The 25,717-nt window shown below is 64.0% G+C and carries 24 protein-coding genes and 1 pseudogene; 16 read left to right on the top strand and 9 right to left on the bottom strand.

Translation table 11 applies throughout. The features are described from left to right. From AC1D14_RS21780 to AC1D14_RS21765, 4 genes and pseudogenes are all read right to left on the bottom strand, one after another. Positions 1-285 (bottom strand): annotated as a pseudogene (locus AC1D14_RS21780) (amino acid permease); the annotation flags it as partial. Positions 286-400: 115 nt separating this feature from the next. After that, positions 401-1,345, bottom strand: coding sequence for a glutaminase (locus tag AC1D14_RS21775; protein WP_476969162.1), 945 nt, complete (start codon positions 1,343-1,345; stop codon positions 401-403). After that, positions 1,342-2,940: a PucR family transcriptional regulator gene (locus tag AC1D14_RS21770; RefSeq protein ID WP_476881137.1), complete on the bottom strand. Its 1,599-nt coding sequence runs from the start codon at positions 2,938-2,940 to the stop codon at positions 1,342-1,344. The genes AC1D14_RS21775 and AC1D14_RS21770 overlap by 4 nt, the downstream gene beginning before the upstream one ends. A 198-nt stretch (positions 2,941-3,138) precedes the next feature. Further along, positions 3,139-3,951 (bottom strand): DeoR/GlpR family DNA-binding transcription regulator, encoded by an 813-nt coding sequence (locus AC1D14_RS21765; RefSeq protein ID WP_230118512.1) that lies wholly within the window; start codon positions 3,949-3,951, stop codon positions 3,139-3,141. A gap of 91 nt (positions 3,952-4,042) precedes the next feature. Between AC1D14_RS21765 and AC1D14_RS21760 the strand changes: the two genes are divergently transcribed. The 3 genes from AC1D14_RS21760 (at position 4,043) to AC1D14_RS21750 (ending at position 6,697) form a co-directional block, all read left to right on the top strand. After that, positions 4,043-4,690, top strand: coding sequence for a bifunctional 4-hydroxy-2-oxoglutarate aldolase/2-dehydro-3-deoxy-phosphogluconate aldolase (locus AC1D14_RS21760; RefSeq protein ID WP_230118514.1), 648 nt, complete (start codon positions 4,043-4,045; stop codon positions 4,688-4,690). Positions 4,691-4,768: 78 nt separating this feature from the next. After that, the gene (locus AC1D14_RS21755; RefSeq protein ID WP_230118516.1) at positions 4,769-6,064 is read left to right on the top strand and encodes an MFS transporter; all 1,296 of its coding nucleotides are present in this window, start codon (positions 4,769-4,771) and stop codon (positions 6,062-6,064) included. 45 nt (positions 6,065-6,109) lie between these two features. Next, positions 6,110-6,697: a P-loop nucleotide/nucleoside kinase family protein gene (locus AC1D14_RS21750; protein ID WP_230118518.1), complete on the top strand. Its 588-nt coding sequence runs from the start codon at positions 6,110-6,112 to the stop codon at positions 6,695-6,697. Between the two features lie 126 nt (positions 6,698-6,823). Here the strand turns inward: AC1D14_RS21750 and AC1D14_RS21745 are convergent, their stop codons facing one another. Then, entirely contained in the window at positions 6,824-7,927 is a 1,104-nt protein-coding gene (locus tag AC1D14_RS21745) for a type I restriction endonuclease (protein ID WP_230118520.1), read from the bottom strand. A gap of 182 nt (positions 7,928-8,109) precedes the next feature. Further along, positions 8,110-8,868 carry a FadR/GntR family transcriptional regulator gene (locus AC1D14_RS21740; RefSeq protein ID WP_230118522.1) on the bottom strand — a complete coding sequence of 253 codons (759 nt, stop codon included), beginning with the start codon at positions 8,866-8,868 and terminating at the stop codon, positions 8,110-8,112. A 213-nt stretch (positions 8,869-9,081) separates the two neighbouring features. On the opposite strand from AC1D14_RS21740, the gene AC1D14_RS21735 reads away from it, so the two are divergent. The 8 genes from AC1D14_RS21735 to AC1D14_RS21700 all read left to right on the top strand — a co-directional run bounded on the left by AC1D14_RS21735 (position 9,082) and on the right by AC1D14_RS21700 (position 16,243). Next, a complete protein-coding gene (locus tag AC1D14_RS21735; protein WP_476969161.1) occupies positions 9,082-10,446 on the top strand; it encodes an MFS transporter in 1,365 nt (454 codons plus the stop codon). 104 nt (positions 10,447-10,550) lie between these two features. Continuing rightward, a complete protein-coding gene (locus tag AC1D14_RS21730; RefSeq protein ID WP_230118525.1) occupies positions 10,551-12,320 on the top strand; it encodes a dihydroxyacetone kinase family protein in 1,770 nt (589 codons plus the stop codon). Beyond that, positions 12,317-12,787: a ribose-5-phosphate isomerase gene (locus AC1D14_RS21725; protein ID WP_028270688.1), complete on the top strand. Its 471-nt coding sequence runs from the start codon at positions 12,317-12,319 to the stop codon at positions 12,785-12,787. The genes AC1D14_RS21730 and AC1D14_RS21725 overlap by 4 nt, the downstream gene beginning before the upstream one ends. Then, the gene (locus AC1D14_RS21720; RefSeq protein WP_476876322.1) at positions 12,771-13,604 is read left to right on the top strand and encodes a triose-phosphate isomerase family protein; all 834 of its coding nucleotides are present in this window, start codon (positions 12,771-12,773) and stop codon (positions 13,602-13,604) included. Before AC1D14_RS21725 ends, AC1D14_RS21720 begins: the two co-directional genes overlap by 17 nt. Further along, on the top strand, positions 13,601-14,416 hold the full coding sequence (locus AC1D14_RS21715) for a sugar phosphate isomerase/epimerase family protein (protein WP_230118529.1): 816 nt from the start codon (positions 13,601-13,603) through the stop codon (positions 14,414-14,416). The genes AC1D14_RS21720 and AC1D14_RS21715 overlap by 4 nt, the downstream gene beginning before the upstream one ends. Position 14,417: 1 nt before the next feature. Continuing rightward, complete coding sequence (locus AC1D14_RS21710; protein ID WP_230118531.1) at positions 14,418-15,278, top strand: phosphogluconate dehydrogenase C-terminal domain-containing protein; 861 nt, start codon at positions 14,418-14,420, stop codon at positions 15,276-15,278. Positions 15,279-15,399: 121 nt separating this feature from the next. Next, positions 15,400-15,732, top strand: coding sequence for an ArsR/SmtB family transcription factor (locus tag AC1D14_RS21705; protein ID WP_476876321.1), 333 nt, complete (start codon positions 15,400-15,402; stop codon positions 15,730-15,732). 13 nt (positions 15,733-15,745) lie between these two features. Continuing rightward, on the top strand, positions 15,746-16,243 hold the full coding sequence (locus AC1D14_RS21700; protein WP_476969160.1) for an SRPBCC family protein: 498 nt from the start codon (positions 15,746-15,748) through the stop codon (positions 16,241-16,243). A 116-nt stretch (positions 16,244-16,359) separates the two neighbouring features. On the opposite strand, the gene AC1D14_RS21695 is transcribed toward AC1D14_RS21700, so the two are convergent. The 3 genes from AC1D14_RS21695 to AC1D14_RS21685 all read right to left on the bottom strand — a co-directional run bounded on the left by AC1D14_RS21695 (position 16,360) and on the right by AC1D14_RS21685 (position 18,383). Further along, a complete protein-coding gene (locus AC1D14_RS21695) occupies positions 16,360-16,557 on the bottom strand; it encodes a hypothetical protein (protein WP_230118537.1) in 198 nt (65 codons plus the stop codon). 469 nt (positions 16,558-17,026) lie between these two features. Then, positions 17,027-17,338, bottom strand: coding sequence for a putative quinol monooxygenase (locus tag AC1D14_RS21690; protein ID WP_230118539.1), 312 nt, complete (start codon positions 17,336-17,338; stop codon positions 17,027-17,029). 10 nt (positions 17,339-17,348) lie between these two features. After that, positions 17,349-18,383 (bottom strand): LacI family DNA-binding transcriptional regulator, encoded by a 1,035-nt coding sequence (locus tag AC1D14_RS21685; protein ID WP_230118541.1) that lies wholly within the window; start codon positions 18,381-18,383, stop codon positions 17,349-17,351. A gap of 246 nt (positions 18,384-18,629) precedes the next feature. Here AC1D14_RS21685 and AC1D14_RS21680 point away from each other — a divergent pair, with 246 nt between their 5' ends. From AC1D14_RS21680 to exaC, 5 genes are all read left to right on the top strand, one after another. Next, a complete protein-coding gene (locus AC1D14_RS21680; protein ID WP_230118543.1) occupies positions 18,630-19,982 on the top strand; it encodes an NAD(P)H-dependent oxidoreductase in 1,353 nt (450 codons plus the stop codon). A gap of 93 nt (positions 19,983-20,075) precedes the next feature. Further along, a complete protein-coding gene (locus AC1D14_RS21675) occupies positions 20,076-21,098 on the top strand; it encodes a DctP family TRAP transporter solute-binding subunit (protein WP_230118545.1) in 1,023 nt (340 codons plus the stop codon). Positions 21,099-21,182: 84 nt separating this feature from the next. Next, a complete protein-coding gene (locus AC1D14_RS21670; RefSeq protein WP_230118551.1) occupies positions 21,183-23,102 on the top strand; it encodes a TRAP transporter large permease in 1,920 nt (639 codons plus the stop codon). A 5-nt stretch (positions 23,103-23,107) separates the two neighbouring features. Further along, the gene (locus tag AC1D14_RS21665) at positions 23,108-24,031 is read left to right on the top strand and encodes an NAD(P)-dependent oxidoreductase (protein ID WP_476969159.1); all 924 of its coding nucleotides are present in this window, start codon (positions 23,108-23,110) and stop codon (positions 24,029-24,031) included. A gap of 198 nt (positions 24,032-24,229) precedes the next feature. Continuing rightward, positions 24,230-25,717 (top strand): acetaldehyde dehydrogenase ExaC (gene exaC / locus AC1D14_RS21660; RefSeq protein WP_476881131.1); only part of this gene is annotated, 1,488 nt, incomplete at its 3' end.

The raw sequence follows: 25,717 nt of genomic DNA, 5'->3' as shown, positions 1-25,717 counted from the left end.
GCGGTGCAGGACCAGTTCGCCGAGGGCGCGGAGGATCAGGAAGGCGAAGAAGCCGCAGACGGCGTAGGCGATGACGAGCGAGGGGCCGGCGGCGTTGAGCCGGCCGCCGGCGCCGAGGAACAGGCCGGTGCCGATGGCGCCGCCGATCGCGATCATCTGGATCTGCCGGGGCTTCAGGCTCTTGTGGTAGCCCTTGTCCTCCGCGTGGAGAAGCTTCTCGGTGGCGTGCGCGTGGCCGCCGTCGGCCTCGTGCAGACCAGCCGGGGCAGTGGAATTGTTGGACATTTGGTTCCTTTCGAGCTTTCGAGAATGGAAGGAAGGTTCCGGCGGGTAGGCGCGAAGAAGCCCACAGGCCTTAGCGGAAGAGACAAAATCAGGATCGACCGGAAATCAGGCCGAATCAGAAAACAGACCACCCAGTGCGGTCGGACAGGTCGGCGAGGGCAGCCGTTCCGGCCAGGGAATTGCCCTTGGAGTCCAGCCTGGGACTCCAGACGCAGATGCAGCACTCTCCGGGGACGATCGCCAGAATCCCGCCGCCCACGCCGCTTTTCCCCGGAAGGCCCACGCGGTAGGCAAACTCGCCGGCGGCGTCATACATGCCGCAGGTCAGCATGACGGAGCCGATGCGCTTCGCCTCGCTCCGGGAGACCACAGCTCCAAACGCTCCGCGTCCGCCCTGTGCGAGGAAGAGGCCGGCCTTCGCCATCTCCACGCAGGTCATCATGATGGAGCACTGTCTGACGTAGTTCGCCACAACTGCCTCGGCGGGCCGGCGCAGGTTTCCGAAATCCTTCAGAAAATGGGCGAGGGCCAGGTTGCGGCTGCTGTTGGAGAGCTCACTCCTGGCGGCGACCTCGTCGATGAAAGGACCCTTTCTTTCGCTCTGGTGACCCACCTGATCGGTGAGGAAGCGGAGGACCTCGCCTGCGGCGTCGGGAAACCGCCCCATCAGGTGGTCGGTCACCACGAGCGCGCCGGAGTTGATGAACGGGTTCCGGGGTATCCCGTGCTCCACCTCAAGCTGGACCAGAGAGTTGAACGACGTCCCCGACGGCTCGCGGAGGACCCGGGACCATAGCGCCGCGGGGTCACCGGCGCTCAGCGCCATGGCCAGCGTGAAGACCTTCGAGATGCTCTGGATCGAGAAGGGAAGATCGGCGTCGCCGGCACTGAACACGTCCCCGGACACGGTGGCGACGGCAATCCCGAAACGGTCAAACGGCAGCGACGACAGGTGGGGGATGTTTGCGGGAAGTGACCCTGCTTCACTGCGAGGCCGGTGGCGGCGGACAATGTCATCCAGTACCAGGCCAAGAGGCGCCGAATCGAGTGCTGTCATCATGGCTTGGCCACGTGCTCCTTATGTGTGCCGGCCCACTCCTGAATATGAAGGAGAGCGACCAATGAATGGCGGGGATCGCTGAAGTTCAGGCCGGTGACACGGCTGACTTTGCTGATTCTGTAATAGACAGTGTTCTTGTGGAGCTTCATCCGCTGTGCGCATTCGGCAACATCCAGCGACGCCTCGAAGTACGACCGAAGGGTTTCGGCGAGCTCGTGATCGCCGCGCAGGAGGGCCCAGAGACTGCGGTGGCGGAAGTCCGAGGCTGTGAAGTTTTCCACTGCTTCGCGGAAAAGGACCTCCACCTCAAATTCGTCCAGGGTGGCCACCGGGGCGTTCCCTGACCGCCGCATGCAGCCAAGCAATGCCTCCGTTTTGCGGGTCACGGAGTGAATCGACAGAAGATCGGGCGCGATTGGTCCGACTGCCGCGTACGGACTGATGCCCAGGTGCTTCCCGGCGTCCCTGACGATGGCCTCGGCAAGGCTCCGGAGCCCGGCTTCGGCGTTGGCGGACTGAAGTGCCGGGATGATCACGGCGGTGTCGCCGTTGAACTGTCCCACGATGGCTGACGGTTTATAGGCGGCCGCATGGATGGACGCGAGGTTGGCCAGCTCCCCGTGCTTGAGCGCTGCATCGTCTGCCTGTGCTTCAGCGGCTGACATTCCTATCAGGATCAGGGCTGTTGGGTGGTCGGCGGGAATTTTCGCGCTGTGGGCGGTTGCCGCCGCTTCTGCAGCCCCCGAAAGGACGCGGGCAATCCGGTCCTCGCGCATGTGCACGGACTGCTGGTTGCGGTAGCGGATCAGCTCGGCTGACGCCCGGGCGGCTGATCCGGTCAGGACATAGTCAACGTCCGCTCCGAATCCTTCGCCGGTTTCCTGGAGCCAGATGTACCCCATAATGCGGTCGCCTGCGAACAGGCTGATGGCGACGCGCTCCCGCAGGCCGTCCTGGGGCCTGGCCGGGACCCTGACAGGAAGGCGAGTCCGATGCAGTTCCCGGTAGGCGCCAAGATCTTTGAGGAGGAGTTCGTATTTGCGCGGACCGCGGCGGGCCAGAATCGACGCCTTGCGCAGCTCGTCGATGTCGTTGGACACCGTCGAGTACGCCAGGACTTTGTTGGCGGCGTCCTCGATGACCACGTGGCTCGAGGTCAGGCGGGCCGTCGTCTGGGCGATGGCGAAGAGGTCTTCCTCCAGCAGGGTCAGCACTTCGCTCTGGTAGCTGGGTGGCTGGATCCGGTCCTTCGCGATGGACAGGAGCCGGTCCCAGTCCGCAGCCGGGTCCACCAGAAGGAGACCTGTTCCTGCCGCCCGGAGCAGTTCTTCAGCTTCGCCCAGGTCCTCGGGGCTGCCTTTGACGGCCAGCACGAGCGGAGGATTTTTCAGCAGGCGCCGCAGCGCCGGCAAAGCAGAGCGCCCGCGAACCCCGATCAGCAGGACGAACGCGCCCCTGCCTTCGGCTTTTTCGTCGTCGGCGTCGACGATGAGAAAGCGTTCGATTGGTGAATCGGCGCGGGAGGGCCGAAGAATGAGGCTAGCGAAACCCAGAGGGAGATCCGACAGGATGTCGTCCACTGTAGCTGCGGCCATGTGCTTCTTTCTGACATTGGCGTCCGTCCGGACGGCTCTGTCCGGACACCCAATGCTATCCAGAGCAATCCCCGGATAATATGGAAGCCAGCCTAAATCCAGCGGCACCTTATTGGTCTGCGTACCAACCCGGACCAGACGGCGGCAGTGCGCACCGCCGTCGTCGTCTGCTTCAGCGGGTCCGCCGTAGGCTCCGTTCTAGGCTGTCGCTTCCTTGCGCAGCGCCGCCACGTGCACGGAAACCCCCAGGTCGCGGATGTTCTCCTGCATCTCCCCTGGGAGCTGGTCGTCCGTTACCACGGCATCCAGCTTCTCAATGGGGGCCACGTTGAACTTAGACACGGTGCCGAACTTGGAGCTGTCGGCCAGCAGGAAGCACGACGACGACGCCTCCAGCGCGGCGAGCTTCACCTCCACCTTGTCCATGGACGGCGTGGTGACACCGCGGGACATGTTCCAGGTGCCGGTGCTGAGGAAGAAAAGGTCAATGTTGATGGACTTGATGGCCTCAGCCGCGATGCGGCCACAGCTGGACGCGCTGGACGGATCCACCACGCCGCCGGTGTGGATCGTCTCGATGTTCGGATAGGCGAACAGGCTCGTCACCACGTAGAAGTCATTGGTGACCACCGTGACGTTCTTCCGCCCGCCAATGTAGGGGACCACGGACTGGCATGTGGTGCCCGCATCCAGGAACACCACCATGTCGTCCTCCACGAACTGCGCAGCGAGTTCTGCGATTGCCTGCTTGCGCGGGAGTTCCAGCTGTGCCCTGAATTCGCGCTCCCGGGGCGGCTCCTGGCTGGTCCATTCCGCCAGGCGCACGCCGCCCTGAACGGAGACCACCTGGCCCAGATCTTCCAAGGCGGTGATGTCCCGCCGGACTGTCATGTGGGAGACGTTCATGTAGTCCGTGAGGCTGCGGATGCTCAGGACGCCTTCGCGCCGGAGCAGACGGAGGATCTCCTGGTAGCGCTGCTCGGGGATCAATGGCCGTGCTGTGGGACTCACGCGGAACTCCTTCGGGACGTCGTTGAAACTATCTTAACAAGTTTTCACATGCTGTTCCGATTTGTGAATATTTGGGGTAATCTCTTAATTGATGTTAAACAAATTTGAAGTCCTAGAGACCATTGTCCGAACCGGCGCCCTGCTGATCGCCAGGCTGGATTCGGCCGACGAGGCCTACCGGGTTGCCGAGGCCGCCATCGACGGCGGCATCCGCGCCGTCGAGATCCCGCTGACCGTTCCCGGTGCGCTTGGCGTCATAGAACGCCTCGCCGATAAGTACGGCGACCAGGGAATTGTTGTGGGAGCCGGCACCGTGCTCGACGCCGAAGCAGCCTATGCTTCGGTTTCGGCAGGGGCGCGGCTGCTCGTCAGCCCGCAGCTGAATCCCAAGATGATCGCCACTGCCAACCGGTACCAGGCGGTCACCGCCAGCGGCGCCTTCACCCCCACCGAGGTGCTCAACACGCTCGAGGCCGGGGCGGACATCGTCAAGCTGTTCCCCGCCGAACTCGGCGGCCCGGCCTACGTGAAAACAATTCTGGCGCCCCTCCCGCAGGCTCCAATCATGCCGTCCGGAGGAGTGACGCCTGAGAATGTCGGCGCGTGGTTCGCGGCGGGCGTGACAGCTGTCGGCGTCGGAAGCTTTGTCACCAAAGCAGCCCAGAACGACGGCGACTACGGGCTTGTCGCCCGCGCTGCGCGAACGTTCCTCACAGCAATCAGTGACGCCCGGGGCTAACGCCGGGCAACCAACCCCAAAACCGACAGAAACTGCCGCCCGGCACCCTGTCAACCAGAACACAAAGGAGTGAGCTGCATGAGCCAAGCTTCAGCAGAAACCGAATCGCCCGAGGCGAAGCCGCTGAAGAGCGTGAAGATCAGGTGGTACCTGATCGCGCTGCTCGTCGTCGGCGGGATCATCAACTACCTGGACCGCAACAACCTCAGCATCGCCAACACCACCATCGCCAAGGAATTCGGGCTCAACACCCTGCAGATGGGTCTGTTGCTGTCCGCGTTCTCCTGGCCGTACGCCATCGCGAACCTTCCCGCCGGCTACCTGGTGGACAAGTTTGGGCCCAAGCGGATGTTCGCCTGGGCAGCAGGGCTCTGGTCCGTTGTGTCCATGCTGTCGTCGCTGGCTAACTCCTTCGGCTTCCTCTACGCTGCACGCGTCGCACTGGGCATTTCCGAATCCCCGTTCTTCACCTCGGGGCTCAAAGTGGCCGACAAATGGTTCAACAAGACCGAGCGCGCGCTTCCCGTATCAATCGTTAACACCGGCTCACAGATTGCCAACGCGATTGCGCCGCCGCTGCTGACCTTCCTCATGCTCACCATGAGCTGGCGGGGCATGTTTGTTGTCATCGGGTCCCTCGGCGTCGTCATTGCGCTCGTCTGGCTCCGGATCTACCGCGACCCCACGATGAAGGAACAGTTCATCATCAAGGGTCAGGAGTTCGAGGATGAGCAAAAGCCCAAGGAGAAGCAGGCCGGCTGGGGTGAACTCCTCAAACAGAAGAACACCTGGTTCATGGTCCTGGGCGCGTTCGGCATTTTCTACACGGTATGGGTCTACCTCACCTGGCTGCCGAGCTACCTTCAGACGGCTCGCGGCTTCAGCTTGAGCCAGATCGGGTGGCTAGCCGGTCTGCCCTTCCTCTGCGGCATCATCGGTGTCCTGGCCGGCGGCATTCTCTCCGGAAAGCTGATCAAACGCGGCATCCCCGCCATCACGGCCCGGAAGATTCCTATTGTGGGAGGCGCGCTGCTGGCGGCTGCGGCCGTCCTGCCGGTGGCCTATGTGGAGAACACGGCTCTGGCGATTGTGCTGCTCTCCGTGGGCTACTTCGCGGCCCAGGTTCCCATTGGCGTGCTGTGGACTCTGGCAGCGGACATCGCTGAATCCAACCAGGTGGCCTCGCTGGGCGCGATCCAAAACTTCGGCGGATTCCTCGGTGCAGCTGTGGCGCCGATCGTCACGGGCTACATCCTGAACGAGACCGGCGGCAACTACACGCTGGTGTTCCTCATCGGTGGCGCGCTGCTGATCGTCGGAGCACTGTCATACGGCATATTCGTCAAAGACCGCCGCGCCGTCACCCGGGTCTAGCCCCGGCAATGATCACGGTTCCCAGGTTCAAGGAAGAACAGGCAGTTGAAAACCACCACCCCCAAAGTGTTCTTTGTGATCGGCCCGGCTGGCTCCGGAAAGTCCAGTGTCAGCCGGCTCATTGCCCAGCGGTACGGGGCGGCGTACATAGACAAGGACACTGCCACCATCCGTTTCACCGAGTTGCTGCTGACACTCAACAACTCGGACCCCAACGAACGGGACAATAACGAGTTCTACCAGAACGTCATCATGCCCCTTGAGTATGAGTCCATCCTGGACCTTACGCGGGACAACCTCATGGCCGGCAACTCGGTGGTCCTGGACGCGCCCTTCGGGAAGTTCTTTGCAGACAAGGACTACCTGTCCAAGGTCCGGGTACGCCACAACTGGCCCGCGGCGGACCTGGTGGTGGTGAATGTCAGGCTCGCCGGTGAAGCACTCCGCCAGCGGCTGATACACAGGGGCTACCCGAGGGACGAATGGAAGCTGGCCAACTGGGAAACCTTCTGGGCCGGGGCGCAGGCCAACTCCTGCCAATGGCAGGATGCCCGCCAGGTTGACTTCGACAACAGCGCCGCCGCTGCCGACATCACCGCCTTCGCTGCGGCAGTGTCTTCAGGCCAGAGCTAGCGGCGCTCGCGGCTTACCTCGCTGGCGGCGCCTTGCCGCGGATGGCACACTACGGACGACGGCGGGACTTGCCCGCCGTCGTCTGTGTTGCTCGATCACTTGATGAGGCTCCTGCGAGCTCAGACGTCAGTTGGACGCCCCAAGGTAGCCCGTGACACTCGTCCGAAGGGCTTCGGCATGCTCGTAGATCTCTTCCAGAGAACTGATGGGCACCCGGGTTTCTTCTTTGTTGGCATCAAAGATGCCGATGTACTTTTGGCTGCGGTTGAAGTGCAGCCTCGCGATCGGTTTGCGGTTGTTGTCGTCCAGCAGTACCGCACAGTATGACTTGGCATCGCGCTGGACGACTCGGGCCGGCTTCACCTCGTTGCACACAATCGCCCGGACGATCTGGTAACCTTCCATTTCCTCCAGGGTTGTCTCGATGCCGTCCGCTTCAGCGAGGTCGGCTTCTGCAACAGGCGCACTTGTGACTGTTGCCGCAGCTGCGGTGTCGTCAGCCTGGGGAAAGTTTGGAGCGCCCAGAGCTTTCTTCAGCCGCTCATTGACCTGATCATTGAGAAATTGCTTTGTAGCTTTGACCACCAATGTGGTGAACTGCTCTCGCACTTTTTGTGTATAGGGCCCCGTGTAAACGCGGGCCGTGAGGAACTTGACCCATTCGTCTTCGGGTTCCTTGAACTGTGCAGCCAAGGTCCGCTTGAGCTCGCCGATGTATTTCAGTTCACCTGCGGCATTGATGATGGAGTCCAGATCAAAGACTTCTTTTGTCAGCTTCTGCAATTCAGGAACCAGCGAGTCGTCAATGTCATTGAGATCAAGAACCAGGAACGGCTTGGCGTCCATTCTGTTCGGTGCGTCAAGGTCGGTGAAGAACTGATAGATCTCGCCGTTTGTAAGAATTGCGATCCTGGCGTTGGTCACCGCGAAGTAGCGGAACAACTGTGATGCGTGCTCGATCTTGACTGGTTCCGTCGATTTCTTGCACTCAATGAGAATCTGAATCTCGCCGTCTTTGACGATGGCGTAATCAATCTTCTCACCCTTCTTGAGCCCGACGTCGGCGATGTATTCCGGTACGACCTCAAGCGGGTTGAAGACGTCGTAGCCGAGGATGGTCGAGATGAAGGGCATCACGAAGGCATTCTTCGTGGCTTCTTCCGTCTGTATGACCTCCCGCTGCTGGCGCACCTTTGCGGCCAATGCATTGAGTCTTTCGGAAAATTCCATTTGTCCCCCTGAAGAAAAACTGATTGTGGTGCTAACCGTAGCGCAGCCCCTGGACAATGTGGCGTATTGGGGATTTCGCCTATCGCAGATTGGAGATTGGGCGTCACTGCAGTAAGTCCGCGGGCAACGTAAGGCGACGGCGGTAACGCCCCGCCGTCGCCCGCCTTGGCGGTAGGGGTGAGCTACTCTCCGGTCTCAGCCCGGTCGGCGTCGTAGCCGGCCAAAAGACGCTTGGCCGCGGTATCCATATGGGAGCGCATGGTTGCCGTGACGGCGGCCTCATCCCGGGACTGCAGCGCGCGGAAGATCGCGGTGTGCTCGGCCAAAGCCGCGGCCGCGTGCCCTTCGTCAGTCAGGGCGCGGTCCACCCAGATGCGCAGCAGCGAACGGATGCTTTGGAGGAGCTCCTCAAGGACCTGGTTGCCCGAACTGGTCGCAATCTCGCGGTGGAAGGCGGCGTCCGCTTCAACAAAAGCCCGCAGATCCTCCAGGTTGTGCTCCATAGTGTCCAGATTGGCCTGCATGCGGTCCAGTGCTTCATCGGTGATCCGCTGTGACGCGAGCTGAACGGCCTGGACTTCGAGTCCACTGCGAAGCTCCACCAGTTCGCGCGTCCGTGGAGCGCCCAGCATCAGACCCCAGCTGAGGGTGCGGGGGAGCAGCTCGGAGACGCCGTCGCGGAGGTAGGTTCCGGAACCTGGCCGGACAATGACGATTCCCAGGATCTCGAGAGCCGCAAGGGCCTCGCGGACTGCAGAGCGGCCCACGCCGAGAGAAGCTGCCAGGGTTCGTTCTGCCGGGAGCCGCGTACCGGGGGCGATCTCACCGCTGGTGAAATGTGCCAGCAGGCGTTCAGCGACCTCGGACACTACCGAGCCCTGCTCCATGGAACCTAGCGCGGCACTGATTTTTGCCGTCGAGGCGGCGGAGTTTGCGGACACAGTCAAAGCGTAGCAACCAGGCGTGACCGCAAAGGTCAAGAACAAGCGAAAACCACAACACGTCAACCGGTTGACCAATTCTCAAAATGGCTCTATGGTTTTAATCACTCGCCTAGTCGGATACCGGCCAGCTTCCCGCAACTAGGCATTGAGACACATCCCAACGGCATCCAGTGCAGGAAGCTGCCGGGAGGCCAACATCTAGGAGTCAATGTGGACACCACCCAATCAGTGGTCGAAAGATCTGCAATCAGAAAAGTGGCGATCCGGCTGGTGCCGTTTGTCGCCCTCATGTTCTTCATCAACTATCTGGACCGCACGGCCATCTCCTTCGCCGGTCCCAACGGCATGAACACGGATCTGGCCCTTTCAGCCGCGCAGTTCGGTTTCGCCTCCGGCGTCTTCTTCATCGGCTACATCCTGCTGGAAATCCCCAGCAACCTGGCCCTTCACAAGTTCGGTGCCCGCCGCTGGCTCGCCCGCATCATGGTCAGCTGGGGCATCGTCTCCCTGCTCTTCACCTGGGTGGGCGGCGTCGAGCACCTCTACATCCTCCGCTTCATTCTTGGCGTTGCCGAGGCCGGGTTCTTCCCCGGCGCCATCCTCTTCCTCAGCCTCTGGGTTCCCTCCCGGCACCGCAGCAAGATTCTGGCCCTCTTCTACCTGGCCCAGCCGCTGACCACGGTTATCGGCGCCCCGCTTGCCGGCCTCCTTATCCAGCAGCACGGCCTCTTCGGCCTCGCCGGCTGGCGCGTCATGTTCTTTGGTGTCGCCATCCCCGCCATCATCATCGGCGTCATCGCCTGGTTCTACCTGGCCGATTCCCCGGCCAAGGCCAAGTGGCTGACCCAGGACGAGAAGACCTGGCTCACCGGCGCCCTGGAGAAGGAAAAGAAGGAAACCGCCGCCAGCAACAAGCACGTCAGCGTCCGCACTGTCTTCGGCAACGGCCGGGTCTGGATGCTCGCCGCTATCTACTTCGGCTTCATCTACGGCCTGTACGCCCTCGGTTTCTTCCTGCCCACCATCATCGCCGGCTTCGAAGGCCTCTACGGCACTAAGTTCGACGTGCTCCAGAAGGGCCTCATCACCGCGATCCCGTACCTGCCGGCCGCGGCTGCCCTCTACTTCTGGTCCAAGGACGCCACCAAGCGCGGCGTCAGGACCTGGCACATCGCGCTTCCCGCCCTTATCGGCGGGCTGAGCATCCCGCTGGCGCTGTTCGCCGGTTCACCCGCCGCCACCATCGCCGTCATCACCATCACGGCGATGTCCATCTTCGCGGCACTGCCCAACTTCTGGACCGTGCCCACCCAGTTCCTGACCGGCGCCGCAGCCGCGGCAGGCATCGCCCTCATCAACACCGTGGGCAACCTGGCGGGCTTCAGTGCCGGCTACATCACGGGCTGGCTCAAGGACTGGACCGGCGGCTACACGGTACCGATGTTCGTGGTGGGCGGCTTCATGCTCCTCTCCGCGATCCTGATGTTGGTGCTGAGCCGCTCCGGCAAGGTCAGCGACGGAATCCCGGCCGAGGCCCTGGACCCTGCGGGAGCCGGACACCACGCCGAGCCGTAAGCACGCCGTAATCGCAATTATTCAACTAACCGGTGGTCGAGCCTGTCGAGACCGATTTCGACAGGCTCAATCACCGGGGCGAGCAATCACGTCAGGAGCTTTCCATGACCCGCCTGTTCAATGAACCAGCAGCCTTCGCTGACGAAATGATCGAAGGCTTTGTCGCCTCCCACGGCCGCTGGGTGAAGCGCGTCTCCGGCGGCGTGGTCCGCAACACGAAGAGCACCCCGGACACCGTGGCGCTGGTGATCGGCGGCGGCTCCGGCCACTACCCGGCCTTCGCCGGGCTCGTCGGCCAGGGTCTGGCCCACGGCGCGGCCATGGGCAACCTGTTCGCTTCGCCCTCCGCGCAGCAGGTCTATAACGTGGCCAAGGCCGCGAACAACGGCGCAGGCGTGCTGCTGGGCTACGGCAACTACGCCGGCGACGTCCTGCATTTCACCCAGGCCCAGGAACGCCTCCGCAAGGAGGGCATCGACTGCCGCAGCATCGCGGTCACCGACGACGTCTCCTCCGCCCCGCTGGCCGAACGCGCCAAGCGCCGCGGCATCGCCGGGGACCTGACCGTGTTCAAGGTGGCCGCCGCGGCCGCCGAGGCCGGCTACACCATGGACCGGATCATGGAAATCGCCGAGCGCGCCAACGACCGCACCCGCTCCTTTGGGGTGGCCTTCACCGGCTGCACCCTTCCCGGCGCCGACCACCCGCTGTTCTCCGTCCCCGAGGGCCGCATGGCCGTCGGCATGGGCATCCACGGCGAGCCGGGCATCGGCGAAACGGACATCCCGACGGCGGATGACCTCGCCGAACTGCTGGTCGCCAAGCTCCTCACCGAAATCCCCGACGGCGCCATCGACGCAGCCACTGCAGGCACCGCGGCCGGTAAGCGCCGCGTGGTCCCCATCCTCAACGGCCTGGGCAGCGTCAAGTACGAAGAGCTGTTCGTCGTCTACCGCCGCGTCGCCCAGCTTCTGGCCGAAGCGGGCCTGGAGGCCGTGGACCCGCAGGTGGGCGAACTGGTCACCAGCTTCGACATGGCCGGCACCTCCCTGACCCTGTTCTGGCTCGACGACGAACTCGAGTCACTCTGGAACGCCCCCGCGGACGCCCCGGCCTTCCGCCGCGGCGCAGTCACGGCCGAAGTCTTGGAGGCGTCCGACGGCGGCGAGCTGGCCGACGTCAAACTCTCCATCCCTGACGCAACCGCGGAGTCCCGCGCCGGCGCCGTGCGGATCCTCGCCGCGCTCGGCGCCGCGAAGGACGTGGTGGACGCCAACGCCGATGAACTGGGCCGGATCGACGCCATCGCCGGCGACGGCGACCACGGCATCGGCATGGAACGCGGCGTCCGCGCCGCTGTTGACGGAGCCCGCGACGCCGTCGCCCGCGGTGCCGGGGCAGCCACCACGCTGCACTTCGCGGCGGACGCCTGGGCCGACAAAGCCGGCGGCACCTCGGGAGCCCTCTGGGGCATGGCCCTGCAGGCCGTCGGTGACGCGATCGGAGACAGCAACGCGCCCGACGCCGGAGCTGTCGCCGCCGGAGTCGCCGGCGCCGCGGCCGCGATCATGGACTTCGGCAAGGCCAAGCCCGGGGACAAGACCCTGGTGGATGTCCTTGTCCCGTTCCGCGACGCACTGGCGGCCGGCGTAAATGCCGGGCAGTCACTGACCGACGCCTGGGGCGCCGCCGCCACCGTTGCGCAGCAGGCCGCAGAAGACACCGCCCGGCTGCTGCCCCTCATGGGCCGAGCCCGCCCGCACGCCGAGAAGAGCCTTGGCACGCCGGACGCCGGAGCGGTGTCCATGGCACTGATCGTCCGGGCAATACACAACACCCTCATCGAACAGACAACCATTAAGGAGAACGCATGAGCGCCAAACTGCGCCTGGTCATCGGAGCCGACGACGCTGGATTCGAATACAAGGAAGCCCTGAAGGCTGACCTGGAGGCCTCCGAGCTGGTCGAATCCGTGACCGACGTCGGGGTGGATGCCACCAGCCACACCCCCTACCCGTCCGTGGCCATCGCCGCCGCCGAACTCATCGCGGCCGGCAAGGCCGACCGTGCCCTGCTCGTCTGCGGCACGGGCCTTGGCGTGGCCATCGCGGCGAACAAGGTCCCCGGTGTCCGCGCCGTCACCGCGCACGACAGCTTCTCGGTGGAACGCTCCGTCCTGAGCAACAACGCCCAGGTCCTCACCTTCGGCCAGCGCGTCGTCGGACTGGAACTCGCCCGCCGGCTCGCCCGCGAATGGCTCACCTACACCTTTGACGAGACCTCCGCCTCGGCCGAAAAGGTCACCCTGATTAAGGACTACGAAGGTGTCACTTCCTGCTAAGAATCCTTCGGCCAGCGCCGTAGGAACAGCACCTCCCAAAGCCATCATCGGCGTCAGCCTGAAAATGTACTTCGGCTACGAACGCACCCTCGAATACTGCCGCGAGGTGGCCACCATCGCGTTCGCGCACCCGGCGGTCCAGAGCGGCGACATCGAGCTGTTCGTGCTGCCCACGCTGCCGGTACTGCCCGAAGCGGCCCGGATCCTCGGGACCGCCGGAGCAGCCGCAGGCGCCCAGGACATCTTCTGGGAAGATGAAGGGCCCTACACCGGCGAGGTCGGCGGCAAGACCGTTGCTGAACTCGGCGGCCGGTACGCAGAGGTGGGCCATGCCGAACGCCGCAGGATCTTCGGCGAGGACGACACGGTCATCGGGCTCAAGGCCGCGGCGGCCTACCGCAACCGCCTCACCCCCGTGCTGTGCGTCGGCGAGCTGCAGCAGGGCTCCGTGGAGGAAGCCGTCACCCGCTGCAGCGCAGAGATCGACGCCGCCCTGAACCGGGCGCAGTCCCTCGGTCCCGCCGGCCGGACCATCGTGGCGTACGAGCCGCAATGGGCCATCGGCGCCCCGGAACCTGCCACCCCGCAGTACATCAGCGCCGTAATAGGCGGGCTGGACGCCCACCTGCGTTCCCTGTCCGGACAGGCCGACAGCCGGGTCATCTACGGCGGCAGCGCCGGGCCCGGCCTGATCGGCCAGCTGGACTCCGCGGTCGCTGGCCTCTTCCTGGGCCGCTTCGCCCACGACCCGAAAGCGCTCAAGACCATCCTGGATGAGGCCGCGGCACGGCTCACCGCGAAGAAGGTGGCGGCATGAGCCGCATAGGCCCGGGCTCAACAATAGGCCTGAGCAGCTACGCCTTCTTCTGGCAGCTCTCGGACAAGGTCTCTGAGCCGCTCAGTATCCACCAGGCGCTCGAGCGGACCGCGGCCCTGGGCGTGGAACTGTTCCAGATCTGCGACTACGCCCCGCTGGAATCCATGACGGACCCGGAACTCAAGGACGTGCGTGCCACCGCGGACCGCCTTGGCGTCGCGCTGGAACTGGGCACCAAGGGCATCCGACCGGAGCACCTGCGCAAGTTCCTGCACATCGCCGGGATCCTCGGGTCGCCGCTGCTGCGGACCATGTTCAACGTCCCGGGCCACACCCCGACGGCGGACGAGGCGGCAGCAATCTTCACCGAGGTCCTGCCGGAATTCGAGGCAGCCGGGGTGAAGATCGCCGTGGAAACCTACGAGCAGGTACCCACCTCCCGCATCCTGGACGTGATCCGCCGCGTGGACAGTCCGTACCTGGGCATCTGCAGCGACCCGGCCAACACAGTCGCGGCGCTGGAGCTGCCGCGTGAGGTGATTGACGCCGTCGCGCCTTACGTCCTCAACATGCACATCAAAGACTTTGCGTTCAGCCGCAAGGAGGGCTGGGTCGGCTTCACGTACTCCGGCGCGGCCCTCGGCGAAGGCCTTCTCGACTATGACTACATGGCCGGGAAGTTTCAGCCCAAAGAAAGAAACATCAACCAGATCGTCGAACACTGGCTGCCGTGGCAGGACTCCGAGGCCGAAACCATCCGCCTCGAAAACCAGTGGACCCAGCAAAGCATCGATTTTCTAAGGAGCAAGTGAAATGTCAGCAGAACAATTGACCGTCGCCGTCATCGGAGCCGGTGGCAAAATGGGGATGCGCGTTTCCCGGAACCTCCAGAAGAGCGCTCACACCGTCTTCTACAGCGAGAACTCCCCTGCGGGCCAGGACCGCGTCCGCGCCGAAGGCCGTGACATCACCTCCACCGACGACGCCGTCCAGGGCGCCGACGTGGTCATCCTCGCCGTCCCGGACACCGTTCTGGGCATCGTGTCCGAAGGCGTGGTGCCCCAGATGAAGGCCGGCGCGATCCTGCTCACCCTGGACCCGGCCGCCGCCTACGCCGGGCTGCTGGCCAAGCGCGACGACGTCGTCCAGGCGGTCGCGCACCCGTGCCACCCGTCCGTGTTCCTGGAGCGCACAACCAAGGAAGAATGGGCCGACACCTTCGGCGGCGAGGGCGCCCCGCAGAACGTGGTTGCCGCGATCGACGAGGACACGCCGGCCGCGACCCGCGATTCGGCCGAGGCCGTCATCCGTACGATCTACGCCCCCGTCATCGACGTGCACTGGGTCACCGTGAAGCAGCTCGCCATCCTCGAGCCCACCCTCGTGGAGACCGTGGCCTGCATGATCGGCACGCTGCTCAACGAGGCGCTGCACGAGACCGTGCACACGGCCGGGGTTCCGGAGGAAGCCGCCAAGGCCATGCTGTTCGGCCACGTGCAGATCGCCCTGACCAACGCCCTCCGCGGCTCCAACCCGTTCTCCGAGGCGTGCGAAATCGCCATCCAGTACGGCAAGGACACCATCATCAAGGACGACTGGAAGAAGATCTTCGACGACTCCGAGCTGGACGGCGTCATCGCCAAGATGCTGAAGCTGGACGCCGTCAAGCGTTAAGGCGGCACGCCGGTCAAAGAAAACGCATGAGGACGACGGCGGGAATTCCCGCCGTCGCCCTCATACGTTAACAGGGCCTGCCCATTGACACCCCTCCACCGCGGGCATATTCTACAACCAAATGGTTGTAGATCAGATGAGTGAGGCCGGACTCGACCGCCTTTTCCAGGCGTTCGCGGATGGCACCCGCCGGGACATCATGCGCCGTGTAGCGGTGGGGGAGTATTCGGTGTCCGGCCTGGCGGGCCTCTACGCCATGAGTTTCGCCGCCGTTCAAAAGCATGTGGCCGTGTTGGAGCGCGCGTCCCTGGTCACCAAGGAGAAGCGCGGAAGGCAGCAGATCGTGCGGGGCAATCACGAAGGCCTGCAGAGAGCCCGGCGGCTGCTTGATGAGTACGAGGCGATCTGGCGGCAGCGCGCCGGGCGGATCGCGGACATTCTCGCTGAAGATTAGGAAGGGTTCCGCAATGACGGTTATCAGTTCCACCAAGAGTCCCGAGACGCTCAGCTTTATCCTCGTTGCCGAGTTCGACGCCGGCGTCGAACGCGTCTGGCAGATATGGGAAGACCCGCGGCAGCTCGAGCGCTGGTGGGGTCCGCCCACCTGGCCGGCCACATTCGAGAAGCACGAGTTCTCTCCCGGCGGAGAAGCGGCGTACTACATGACCGGGCCCGACGGCGAGAAGGCCCGCGGCTGGTGGCGCATCACCGCCATCGAGGCACCCCACCGCCTCGAGTTTGTCGACGGCTTTGCCGACGACAACGGCGCGCCCGTCGAAGCCATGGGGACCACCCATGCGGCCGTCACGCTCGAGGACATCGGCGGGCGTACCCGCATGACCGTGAAGTCCAGGTTCGAGTCCGAGGAGCAGATGGACAAGATGGTCGAGATGGGCATGGAAGAAGGCATGAAGGAGGCCGCCGGCCAGATCGACGCCATTCTCGCCGAGCACTCCCACGCCTGACCGCCGCTGGGCTCCAACCGGTAAAGCAAACGCCAGCAACCGGAAGTAACGCAAACGCCAGAGGACGGCGGCGGGGGGTCCCGCCGCCGTCCTCTGGCGTTTGGTCGCGGAGCTTCCTAGAGAGCGGCGCCCTGGGCAGCGTTGCGGTTCAGGCTGACCGTGAAGGTGTTGGGTCCGCTGCAGGTGACCGCGATGCTGTGCTTGGGGGCGTTGGCCCTTGCCGACAGGTCGTGCACGGCCTTTTCCAGCGTGTGGTCCAGTGCTGACCGGTCCCAGATCTTCAGCGTTACAGAGTCAGTGGTTTCGAACGTCATTATTCGGTGCCTTCATTCATAAATTCGGTCGGCTTTCGCATCAGCGCGAAACCCGGAACGGGTCAATCCATGAACGCTCAGAGACCTTGTTCAGCTCGGCGAGCTCACTGGTTTGGCCTCGTTGCGTCCACCAGATTGGGTTTAATTTTGCTTCTAAGCCACTGCATCCTCTTCCCGTAGGAGCGAGGGTCAGGGCTATGCAGGCTGGGAAATCGTGCTCTCAGCCCTTCCTTTTCATCATGCACGGCGGAGCGCTGACGTCTCAAGCGGATCGCTGGTGAGGTTCACCACACCAGCGGCTGGCACGGTGCAAGGGAGGGCATCACTTCCCTGCAGCGAAGCAAAAGGCCAGAGGACGACGGCGGGAATTCCCGCCGTCGTCCTCTGGCCATTTGTTTCCGGTGACTTTTTCTTACGGACAGTTCTTTCCTGCGCCCGAGACTCCCATGACAACGCTGACGGGGCTCACTTAGAGGGCCCCTTGGTGCTCGGTTCCGGCCGCGATCGGTGCCAGGCGCGTCACTTCTACCGGCTCCTTCAGGAGCCCCTCGAGCGAAGCGTTGAGGCGCTTGACGGCATCCCCTTCGCCGTGGGCGTCGAGCAGCTCCGCGGTTTCCCATTTTTCAATCATGAGGATCTGGCCGTTCGGGTCCTCATGGATGGCGTACAGCAGGCAGCCTGGTTCGTCGTGCACCTCGGCGATGGCGGGGGAGAGGGCCGCGACGACGTGGTCGAACGCGCCTTCGTTCGGCGTGAACACAGCAGTAACAATGACGGGCATGGGGGTTTCCTTAACTTGCGACGGACCGGATGAGTGGGGCACAGCTGTTGCGCGGCACGAAGTCCGCCTTGACCTCGATGGTTCGGGCGCCGGCCGGGAGCCGGCCCTGCATCCGTCCGAGGACGAGTTCGAGGGAATGCACCGCGAGCATGTCGATGGGCTGCCGGATCGCGCTCAGCGGTGGGTTCGTCAGTTCGGTCCACGGATTGTCGTCGAAGACGATGACCGACAGGTCATCGGGTATCCGCACGCCGACCTGAACGAGGCGCCGGACCGAGCTTTGCACCTGGGCGGTGTTCGCCACGATGAGTCCAGTGGGACTGTCCGGAAGCGCCAGGAGGGACCCTACGGCGTCGCCACCTCCGTCCCCGCGGAACGGCACGTCCCGGACCAGCATGGGATCGACCGTGATCGAGGCGTTTTCGTGGGCTGTCCGGTAGCCGTGGATCCGCGCGCGGCCGGTCGACGTGCTGGCGGGGCCGGTTATGAGGCCGATGCGCGTATGGCCGAGGGCGATGAGGTGCTCGGTGGCGCGGCGGGCTGAGTCGGAGTTCTCGATGCTGACGACGTCCACATCCTCAAGTTCCGCGATGGTGCGGTCGACGAAAACGACGTTTACGCCCAGGTCCCGCAGCCGTTCCCACTTCTCGATGTTCCCTCCAGTCGGGGTGGCGATGACGCCGCCCACGGAGCGGTCCAGCAGTGTGTCCAAGGATTCGGCCTCAAGGTGGGGGTCTTCCTGGGTGGTCATAACCACTACCTGCACCCCATGGCTGCGGGCTTCCCACACGACGCGGTCGGCAAGTTGAGCGAAGAAGGGGTTGGCGAGATCCGCAACCACAAGCCCAACGGTGAGGGCGTGGCCGGCACTGAGCTCACGTGCAGCGGCCCGCGGCCGATAGCCAAGATCCCCGATCACGCGCAACACTTGTTCGCGCTTCGCCGGCGCAACTGGCCCAGATTCGGGATTCAGCACCCGGGACACCACGGAGACCGATACTCCCGCCGCCGCCGCGACATCGCGAATAGTTGGGGCCTTCTTCACTTCTCCTCCTTGAGGTCCTCTAGCGGCTGTAGGTCACTAAGGGTTGTTCATCCGCCCCGTGATCCTTGCCGGAGGAACCTTCGACTGCGTTCCGTTGTGACTGTTGACACAGCCTAACACTGACTGGTACAAAAGTGGTACCGGTTCCACTCGGTCCCGAAAACAGCTCAATCTGCGACGAAGAAGTTGCTCCACCTGAGGTGGAGAGCTCCTCTCCGGCGCGAAACGTCAACCAGAGAGATCCCCATGAACCTCCACAAACTTCTTAGCGACCGCGAGCAGCAGGGCCGCCCGGTTCGAGTCGGACTCATCGGAGCTGGCCGCTACGGCACCATGTATCTGGCCCAGGCGAACAACATCCCGGGCATCCACGTCGTCGCGATCGCCGACATCAATGTGAAGCGCGCTGAAGGCGCATTTGAGCTGGTCGGGTGGCCCCAGAACCAGATCGCCCCTGACATCGCCACGGCACTGAAGAACCGCTCGACCACGATCGTTGCCAATGCGGATGAATTGTTTGACGTCGACATCGACGTCATCGTCGAGGCAACGGGCAACCCCATCGTCGGGGTGAAGCACGCACTGCGCGCCATTGAAACGAAGAAGCACATCATCATGGTCACCGTTGAGGCAGACGCCCTGGCCGGTCCGGCCCTGGCCAAGCGCGCAGAAGAAGCCGGTGTGGTCTATTCGATGGCCTACGGTGACCAGCCGGCCCTCATCATGGAACTCGTCGACTGGGCACGGACCAGTGGCTTCGACGTCGTGTGTGCAGGCAAGGGAGCAAAGTACCTTGAGCACTATCACGAAATGAACCCGGACAACGTCTGGGAGAACTGGGAGTTCTCCAAGGAGCTCACCGACTCCGGGCAGCTGAATCCCTACATGCACACCTCGTTCCGCGACGGCACCAAGGCCTCCATCGAGATGGCTGCCGTCGCCAACGGCGCCGGCCTCACCCCGTCCGACAACGGGCTGTCGTTCACCCCGGGTGACGTGGAGGAAATCGCCACGATCTGCCGCCCGGCCGACGTCGGCGGAGCCCTGGCCCACGAGGGAAGCGTTGACGTCATGTCCAGCGTCAACCGCGACGGCAGCTGGATCAGCCACAACACCCAGGAGGGCGTGTTCGTCGTCGTCAAGGCCACCAACGGGTACGTTTCCGGCTGCTTCAATGAATACCCGTGGCACCCGGACCCGACCGGCCAGTACGCAGCGCTGTACCGCCCGTACCACTACGTGGGCCTCGAACTGAATATGTCCATCGCCAACGCGGCCCTTCGCGGCATCGCGACAGGATCCCCGGTCGGGTTCTTCGGCGACGTCGTTGCGACCGCCAAGAAGGACCTCAAGGCAGGCGAGTTCCTCGACGGCGAAGGCGGCTTCACGGTGTGGGGCAAGCTTGTGTCCGCTAAGCACTCCGTAGCCATTGGCGCCCTGCCGGTGGCCCTCGCCCACCACGTGGAACTCCGTGCCGACATCGCCAAGGGCGCAACTGTCCGGTGGGAAGACGTCATCATGGACGAATCGCTGTCCCAGGCCCTTGAGCTGCGCCGCGAGACCGAAGCGCTAGTAGCGGACGCCGCCGTCAGCGTCTGACCCCTCTGCTCTACCATCCGGGCGCGGCCAGGAGATGACCATGTCGTTTCACGCCTCCGGAACCAGACTCCTTCCAATGAAGAAAGGCATCACATGAAATCCAAGACCCGCGCCCTCACCGGAGTGCTGGCATGCACCCTTGCCGCATCAGTCCTCGCCGGCTGCGCGTCCGGAGCGCCCGGCGGGGGCGGCCCCGTGGCGAAGATCCAGCTCTCCATCCCGGATCCGCTCACCTCCTCCGTCGGCGTCTCCGCCCAGCACTTCGCCGACCAGGTGAAGAAGACATCCAACGGCTCGGTCGTGGTCACGGTCGTTCCCAACGGAACGAGCTTCAGCGGAGACCAGAACGCGGCAGTCACCAGGCTGCAGGGCGGTTCACTGGACGCACTGATCCTCTCGACCTCCGTGTATGCGTCCGTGGTGCCGGAAATGAACGCGATCAGCATCCCCTACCTCTTCGACGACACGGCTGAGGAAGCGGCGTTCCTGACGGGCAAGCCCGGCGACGTCCTCAAGGAAAAGCTCAAAGAGAAGAACACGGTCGCGCTGTCCTTCCTCACCCGGACCGGCCGGCAGATCACCAACTCCGAGCGGCCCATTGAACAGCCGTCCGACCTCAAGGGCCTGAAAATCCGCGTCCCCGGCAACCCGCTGTGGACTGACTTCTTCGGGAAGCTGGGCGCGAGCCCCACGACCATGGCGTTCTCCGAGGTCTTCACCGGCCTGCAGACAGGAACGATCGACGGCCAGGAAAACCCCATCGAGGTGCCCTGGACCAACAAGTTCTCCGAGGTGCAGAAGTACGTCTCGCTGACGCACCACATCAACGATGCCTGGGTCCTCGCTCTTTCCTCCAAGAAATGGGACTCCCTGACCGAAGAGCAGAAGAAAGCCCTCTCCGATGCCTCGACAGAGACGGCAACGTTCAAAACCGGTTACGACAAGGAACAGTCCGAGAAGCAGCTGGCAGAACTCACAGCCAAGGGCATGAAGGCCAACGAGCCGTCCGCCGCGGGGCTGGAGCAGTTCAAGGAAGTCTCCAAGAGCCTCTACCCCGTGTTCTCCGAGCTCATCGGCAAGGAATTCTTCGATCAGGCGATTGCCGCCGCCAAGTAACAGCATTTGAGGGCCGGAGCGCTTTCCCGCGCTCCGGCCCTCAGCCGAACACCCCCGCTCTCAACGTTGACAGTCTGGAAGAACATGGAACACACACTCGCCCCCAGGGAACTCGAAGAGGTCCTTCCGTCTGACGCGGAAGAAATCCTCCACCACGGGCACGTCGCACCGCGCTGGAGCGGGGCCGTCTGGCTCGACAAGACCCTGGAAGGGATTGTGGGCGCGGCGATCCTCGCCGAGCTCGTCGTCATCCTGCTGAACATCACGGTCCGGGTGGTCACCGGTGATTCGGTGCTCTGGACCCAGGAAGTATCTGAAATCGCCCTGCTGACCATCGCCTTCATCGGCGGTGCCATCGCGTATCCCAAGGGTGCGCACATGTCCGTCCAGGCGCTCATCATGCGCCTGCCGGCGAGCTGGAAGCCGTACCTGGCCGCCCTCGTCGACTGCCTCGTCTTCGTCATGAGCGCGGGAGCGTTTGCGCTGTTCGTGCCGACCCTCGTCCAGCAGATCGAAGAGAAGACACCGATCCTTCAGCTGCCGGTCTTCTGGGTCTCGCTGCCGTTCTCGATCGGCATGGTGCTCATCGCCTGGTTCGCTGTCCTGAAACTCTGGCGGCAGGAACGCCGGACCGTTCTCGTGGCCGCAGGCATTACAGCAATCCTGGCCGCAGCCGTGCTGGTGTCCCAGCCCCTTTTCTACTACGTTTCACCCAACGCCCTCCTCGCCGTCGTGCTCGTTGCGCTCTTTGTTCTGCTGTTTCTTGGCCTGCCGATTGCGTTCGTCCTGGCGCTGGCGTCCGGCATCTACCTCTACCTTGGCGGCATCTCCGAGGTCAGTGCCATCCCGATCGGGATGGCGTCAGGGGCCAAGGGCTTCGTTCTCCTGGCAATCCCGTTCTTCATCCTCGCCGGCACAGTCATGAACTCCGCCGGCCTTACGCTTCCGCTGGCCAAACTCGTCGACGCGCTCATCGGGCACCTGCGCGGCGGCCTGCTTCAGGTGGTCGTCGTGACCATGTACATCTTCTCCGGCATCTCCGGCTCCAAGGTGGCGGACGTTGCCGCCGTGGGCACCACGATGCGCGGCATGCTCGAGGAACGCAAGTACCCCCGCGGCGAGGTCGTCGCTGTGCTCTCCGCCTCGGCCATCATGGGCGAAACCATTCCGCCGAGCATTGTGCTCCTCATCCTTGGATCCATCACCACCATCTCCACCACCACCCTGTTCCTGGCCGGATTCGTTCCCGCAGCCTTCCTGGCCCTCGTGGTCATGGGTCTCGTATTCTTCCGGGCCCGCAAGCAGGGCGGCGTCGCCAGCCCCAAGGCCACCTGGCGCGCACGGGGATCGGCGACGTTCTTCGCCATTCCCACCCTCCTGCTCCCTGTCGGCATGGTGGTCGGAATCCTGAGTGGCTTCGCGACACCCACCGAGGTGTCCTCTGTGGCCGTCGCCTACGCCTTCATCCTCGCCGCCGCCTACCGGCGCGGCAGCAAGAAACTCCTCGGCGACACCCTGCGGGAAACGACAACGACGGCGGGCATGGTCCTGTTCATCATCGCCGCCGCGTCCCCGCTCGCCCAGACGCTTGCCCTCGCCGGCGTCTCCCAGCAGATCCATGACCTCATGTCCGGCCTTGGTGACTCACCCGTGCTGTTCATGCTGTTCACCGTTGTGCTGCTGATCATCATGGGCCAGCTGCTCGAGGGCCTTCCGGCGGTCCTGATCTTCGCGCCGCTGCTCCTGCCGATCGCTACCGACTTCGGCGTCAACCCGGTGCAGTACGCCATGGTGCTGATCATTTCCATGGGCATCGGCTCATTCGCCCCACCGGCGGGAGTCGGCTTCTACGTCGCCTGTGCAACCGCACACGAAACCGTGGAAAAGAGCCTCAAACACTTCTGGCCCTACCTCATCGCGGTCTTCCTGGGGCTGCTTGTGCTTGCCGCCGTCCCGTGGTTCAGCACCTTCCTGCCCGCCCTCGCCGGACTCATCCCCTTCTAAGCCACATGACGACACCGACCAACACCCAGAAGCAGTTGCCCGGCTTCCCGTTTTCCGTCTCGCTGTGCGGCACCGGGCCGATGGGGGCACCGATCGCCCGGAACATCCTTAGGGGAGGCGTTGCGCTTACCCTCTGGAACCGCACGGCATCCAAGGCCAGAGCCATTTCCGGCGGCAGGGTCGCCGGTTCCCCGGCGGACGCCGCCGCAGAGGTGGTACTCACAGTGTTGCCTGACCTGCCCCAGGTCGCGGCCCTCCTCCCCGGGGAGAACGGCCTGCTGGCCGGGTGGGAAGCTGCCGGAATCAGGAACCCGGTCCTGGTGGTTCACGGGACCGTGTCGCCGGTGGCAGTCGCAGAGTTTGCCGAGGATTGCCGGCGCGATTACGGACTGACCGTCCTCGACGCACCCCTCAGCGGCGGAACCATCGGGGCGGAGGAGGGGCGTCTGAGCACGATGGTCGGAGGCCCACCGGACGTCGTGGGCCGCCTTACGCCGCTCTTCGAGCTCTACAGTTCCACGGTGGTCCTGTTCGGCAAGACCGGCGCGGGGTCAACAGTGAAGGCGTGCAACCAGATCGTTGTCGCCGCCACTGTCACGGCCCTGGCCGAAGCGATGGCCCTGGCCGCCACCACCGGCCTTGACCTCCAGAAGGTGCAATCCATCCTGGCGGGCGGATTGGCCAACTCAGAGGTGCTCCGGCAAAAGGGAGGACGCTGGATCCACGCGGACTTTGAAGGCGGAGGATCCGCGAAAAACCAGCTCAAGGACCTCAGCTTCATTGCGGAGATTGCGAAGGACGCCGGCCTGGAGCTGCCGCTCTCCACAAGCGTCCGGGATGCGTTCGAAGTCATGATCGCGGCAGGTGACGGCGACCTGGACCATACTGGAATTTACCGGTCCATCCTCACCGAAAAGTCCCAAGCCTGACCCCGGTTCATCACGGACGGTCAGTAACGCAAAACGCAAGCGAACGACGGCGGGACTTCCCGCCGTCGTTCGCTTGCGTTTTGCCCCTTTATGGCGGTCTGAATAGCAGCCGTCAGGCGCCCTTGCAGCCTGGTCGCAACCTCTGGTCCCCTAGCGTGGGGGCAGGACGAAGACGTCTGATTTTCCAGAGGAGTAACCATGACTGTTTATGTACAGCCCGGCCAAGAAGGATCCAAGGTCCAGTTCAAGGACCGCTACGAGAACTGGATCGGCGGCGAATGGGTGGCTCCCACTACCGGCCAATACATCGAGAACGTCTCACCCGTGAACGGCAAGCAATTCACCGAGGTGGCCCGCGGCGCAGCAGCGGACGTAGAGCTGGCACTGGACGCAGCCCACAAGGCCGCCCCGGCGTGGGGCAAGGCTTCGGCCGCCGAACGCGCCGCTGTCCTGAACAAAATTGCCGACCGGATCGACGCGAACCTGGAGTTGCTGGCCGTTGCCGAAACCTGGGATAACGGCAAGCCGATCCGCGAAACCCTGAATGCGGACATCCCCCTCGCCGCCGACCACTTCCGCTACTTCGCCTCCGCCGTCCGCGCCCAGGAAGGCGGGCTGTCACAGCTCGACGAGGACACCACCGCATACCACTTCCACGAGCCCCTCGGGGTGGTGGGCCAGATCATCCCCTGGAACTTCCCCATCCTCATGGCCGTCTGGAAAATGGCGCCGGCCCTCGCTGCCGGCAACGCGGTTGTCCTCAAGCCCGCTTCGAATACGCCGGCTTCCATCCTGGTCCTCGCCGAACTCATCGCCGACCTGCTTCCCGCGGGACTTCTGAACATCGTCAACGGATTCGGTGCGGAGGTGGGTAAACCGCTGGCGTCCAGCCCGCGGATCCGCAAGATCGCCTTCACCGGGGAGACCACCACCGGCCGGCTGATCAGCCAGTACGCCAGCGCCAACCTGATCCCGGTCACGCTGGAGCTGGGCGGCAAAAGCCCCAACATCTTCTTCAACGACGTCGCCGAGTCCAATGACGCTTTCTACGACAAGGCGCTCGAGGGGTTCACCCTGTACGCGTTCAACCAGGGTGAAGTCTGCAGCAGTCCCTCCCGCGCGCTGGTTCAGGAAGGCATCTACGACTCCTTCATGGCCGACGCCGTGGCCCGGACCCAGAAGATCATCCAGGGCAACCCGCTGGACACCGAAACCCAGATCGGCGCCCAGGCCTCGACAGGCCAGATGGAGAAAATCCTTTCCTACATCGACATCGGAAAGCAGGAGGGCGCCAAGGTCCTCGCCGGCGGGAACCAGACGGAACTCGACGGTGACCTGGCCGGCGGCTTCTACGTCCAGCCCACCATCTTCGAAGGCCACAACAAAATGCGGATCTTCCAGGAGGAAATCTTCGGCCCCGTCGTTTCCGTGACACGCTTCAGCGACTACAACGACGCCATGGGCATCGCCAACGACACCCTCTACGGGCTCGGCGCCGGCGTCTGGTCCCGCAACGGCAACGTCGCCTACCGCGCCGGCCGCGAGATCCAGGCCGGCCGCGTGTGGGTCAACAACTACCACGCCTACCCGGCCGGCGCCGCGTTCGGCGGCTACAAGTCCTCCGGCATCGGACGTGAAAACCACGCCATGATGCTGGACCACTACCAGCAGACCAAGAACCTCCTG

The organism is Arthrobacter sp. P1_B11, from assembly GCF_056406715.1.
This window is presented reverse-complemented; position numbering and strand designations above follow the sequence as displayed.

Bases quoted from the DNA above. Each gene is read 5' to 3' on its own strand.
- AC1D14_RS21775 (WP_476969162.1), bottom strand. From the start codon at position 1,345: ATGATGACAGCACTCGATTCGGCGCCTCTTGGCCTGGTACTGGATGAC.
- AC1D14_RS21770 (WP_476881137.1), bottom strand. From the start codon at position 2,940: ATGGCCGCAGCTACAGTGGACGACATCCTGTCGGATCTCCCTCTGGGT.
- AC1D14_RS21760 (WP_230118514.1), top strand. From the start codon at position 4,043: ATGTTAAACAAATTTGAAGTCCTAGAGACCATTGTCCGAACCGGCGCC.
- AC1D14_RS21755 (WP_230118516.1), top strand. From the start codon at position 4,769: ATGAGCCAAGCTTCAGCAGAAACCGAATCGCCCGAGGCGAAGCCGCTG.
- AC1D14_RS21745 (WP_230118520.1), bottom strand. From the start codon at position 7,927: ATGGAATTTTCCGAAAGACTCAATGCATTGGCCGCAAAGGTGCGCCAG.
- AC1D14_RS21730 (WP_230118525.1), top strand. From the start codon at position 10,551: ATGACCCGCCTGTTCAATGAACCAGCAGCCTTCGCTGACGAAATGATC.
- AC1D14_RS21725 (WP_028270688.1), top strand. From the start codon at position 12,317: ATGAGCGCCAAACTGCGCCTGGTCATCGGAGCCGACGACGCTGGATTC.
- AC1D14_RS21715 (WP_230118529.1), top strand. From the start codon at position 13,601: ATGAGCCGCATAGGCCCGGGCTCAACAATAGGCCTGAGCAGCTACGCC.
- AC1D14_RS21710 (WP_230118531.1), top strand. From the start codon at position 14,418: ATGTCAGCAGAACAATTGACCGTCGCCGTCATCGGAGCCGGTGGCAAA.
- AC1D14_RS21705 (WP_476876321.1), top strand. From the start codon at position 15,400: ATGGTTGTAGATCAGATGAGTGAGGCCGGACTCGACCGCCTTTTCCAG.
- AC1D14_RS21700 (WP_476969160.1), top strand. From the start codon at position 15,746: ATGACGGTTATCAGTTCCACCAAGAGTCCCGAGACGCTCAGCTTTATC.
- AC1D14_RS21695 (WP_230118537.1), bottom strand. From the start codon at position 16,557: ATGACGTTCGAAACCACTGACTCTGTAACGCTGAAGATCTGGGACCGG.
- AC1D14_RS21690 (WP_230118539.1), bottom strand. From the start codon at position 17,338: ATGCCCGTCATTGTTACTGCTGTGTTCACGCCGAACGAAGGCGCGTTC.
- AC1D14_RS21680 (WP_230118543.1), top strand. From the start codon at position 18,630: ATGAACCTCCACAAACTTCTTAGCGACCGCGAGCAGCAGGGCCGCCCG.
- AC1D14_RS21675 (WP_230118545.1), top strand. From the start codon at position 20,076: ATGAAATCCAAGACCCGCGCCCTCACCGGAGTGCTGGCATGCACCCTT.
- AC1D14_RS21670 (WP_230118551.1), top strand. From the start codon at position 21,183: ATGGAACACACACTCGCCCCCAGGGAACTCGAAGAGGTCCTTCCGTCT.
- AC1D14_RS21665 (WP_476969159.1), top strand. From the start codon at position 23,108: ATGACGACACCGACCAACACCCAGAAGCAGTTGCCCGGCTTCCCGTTT.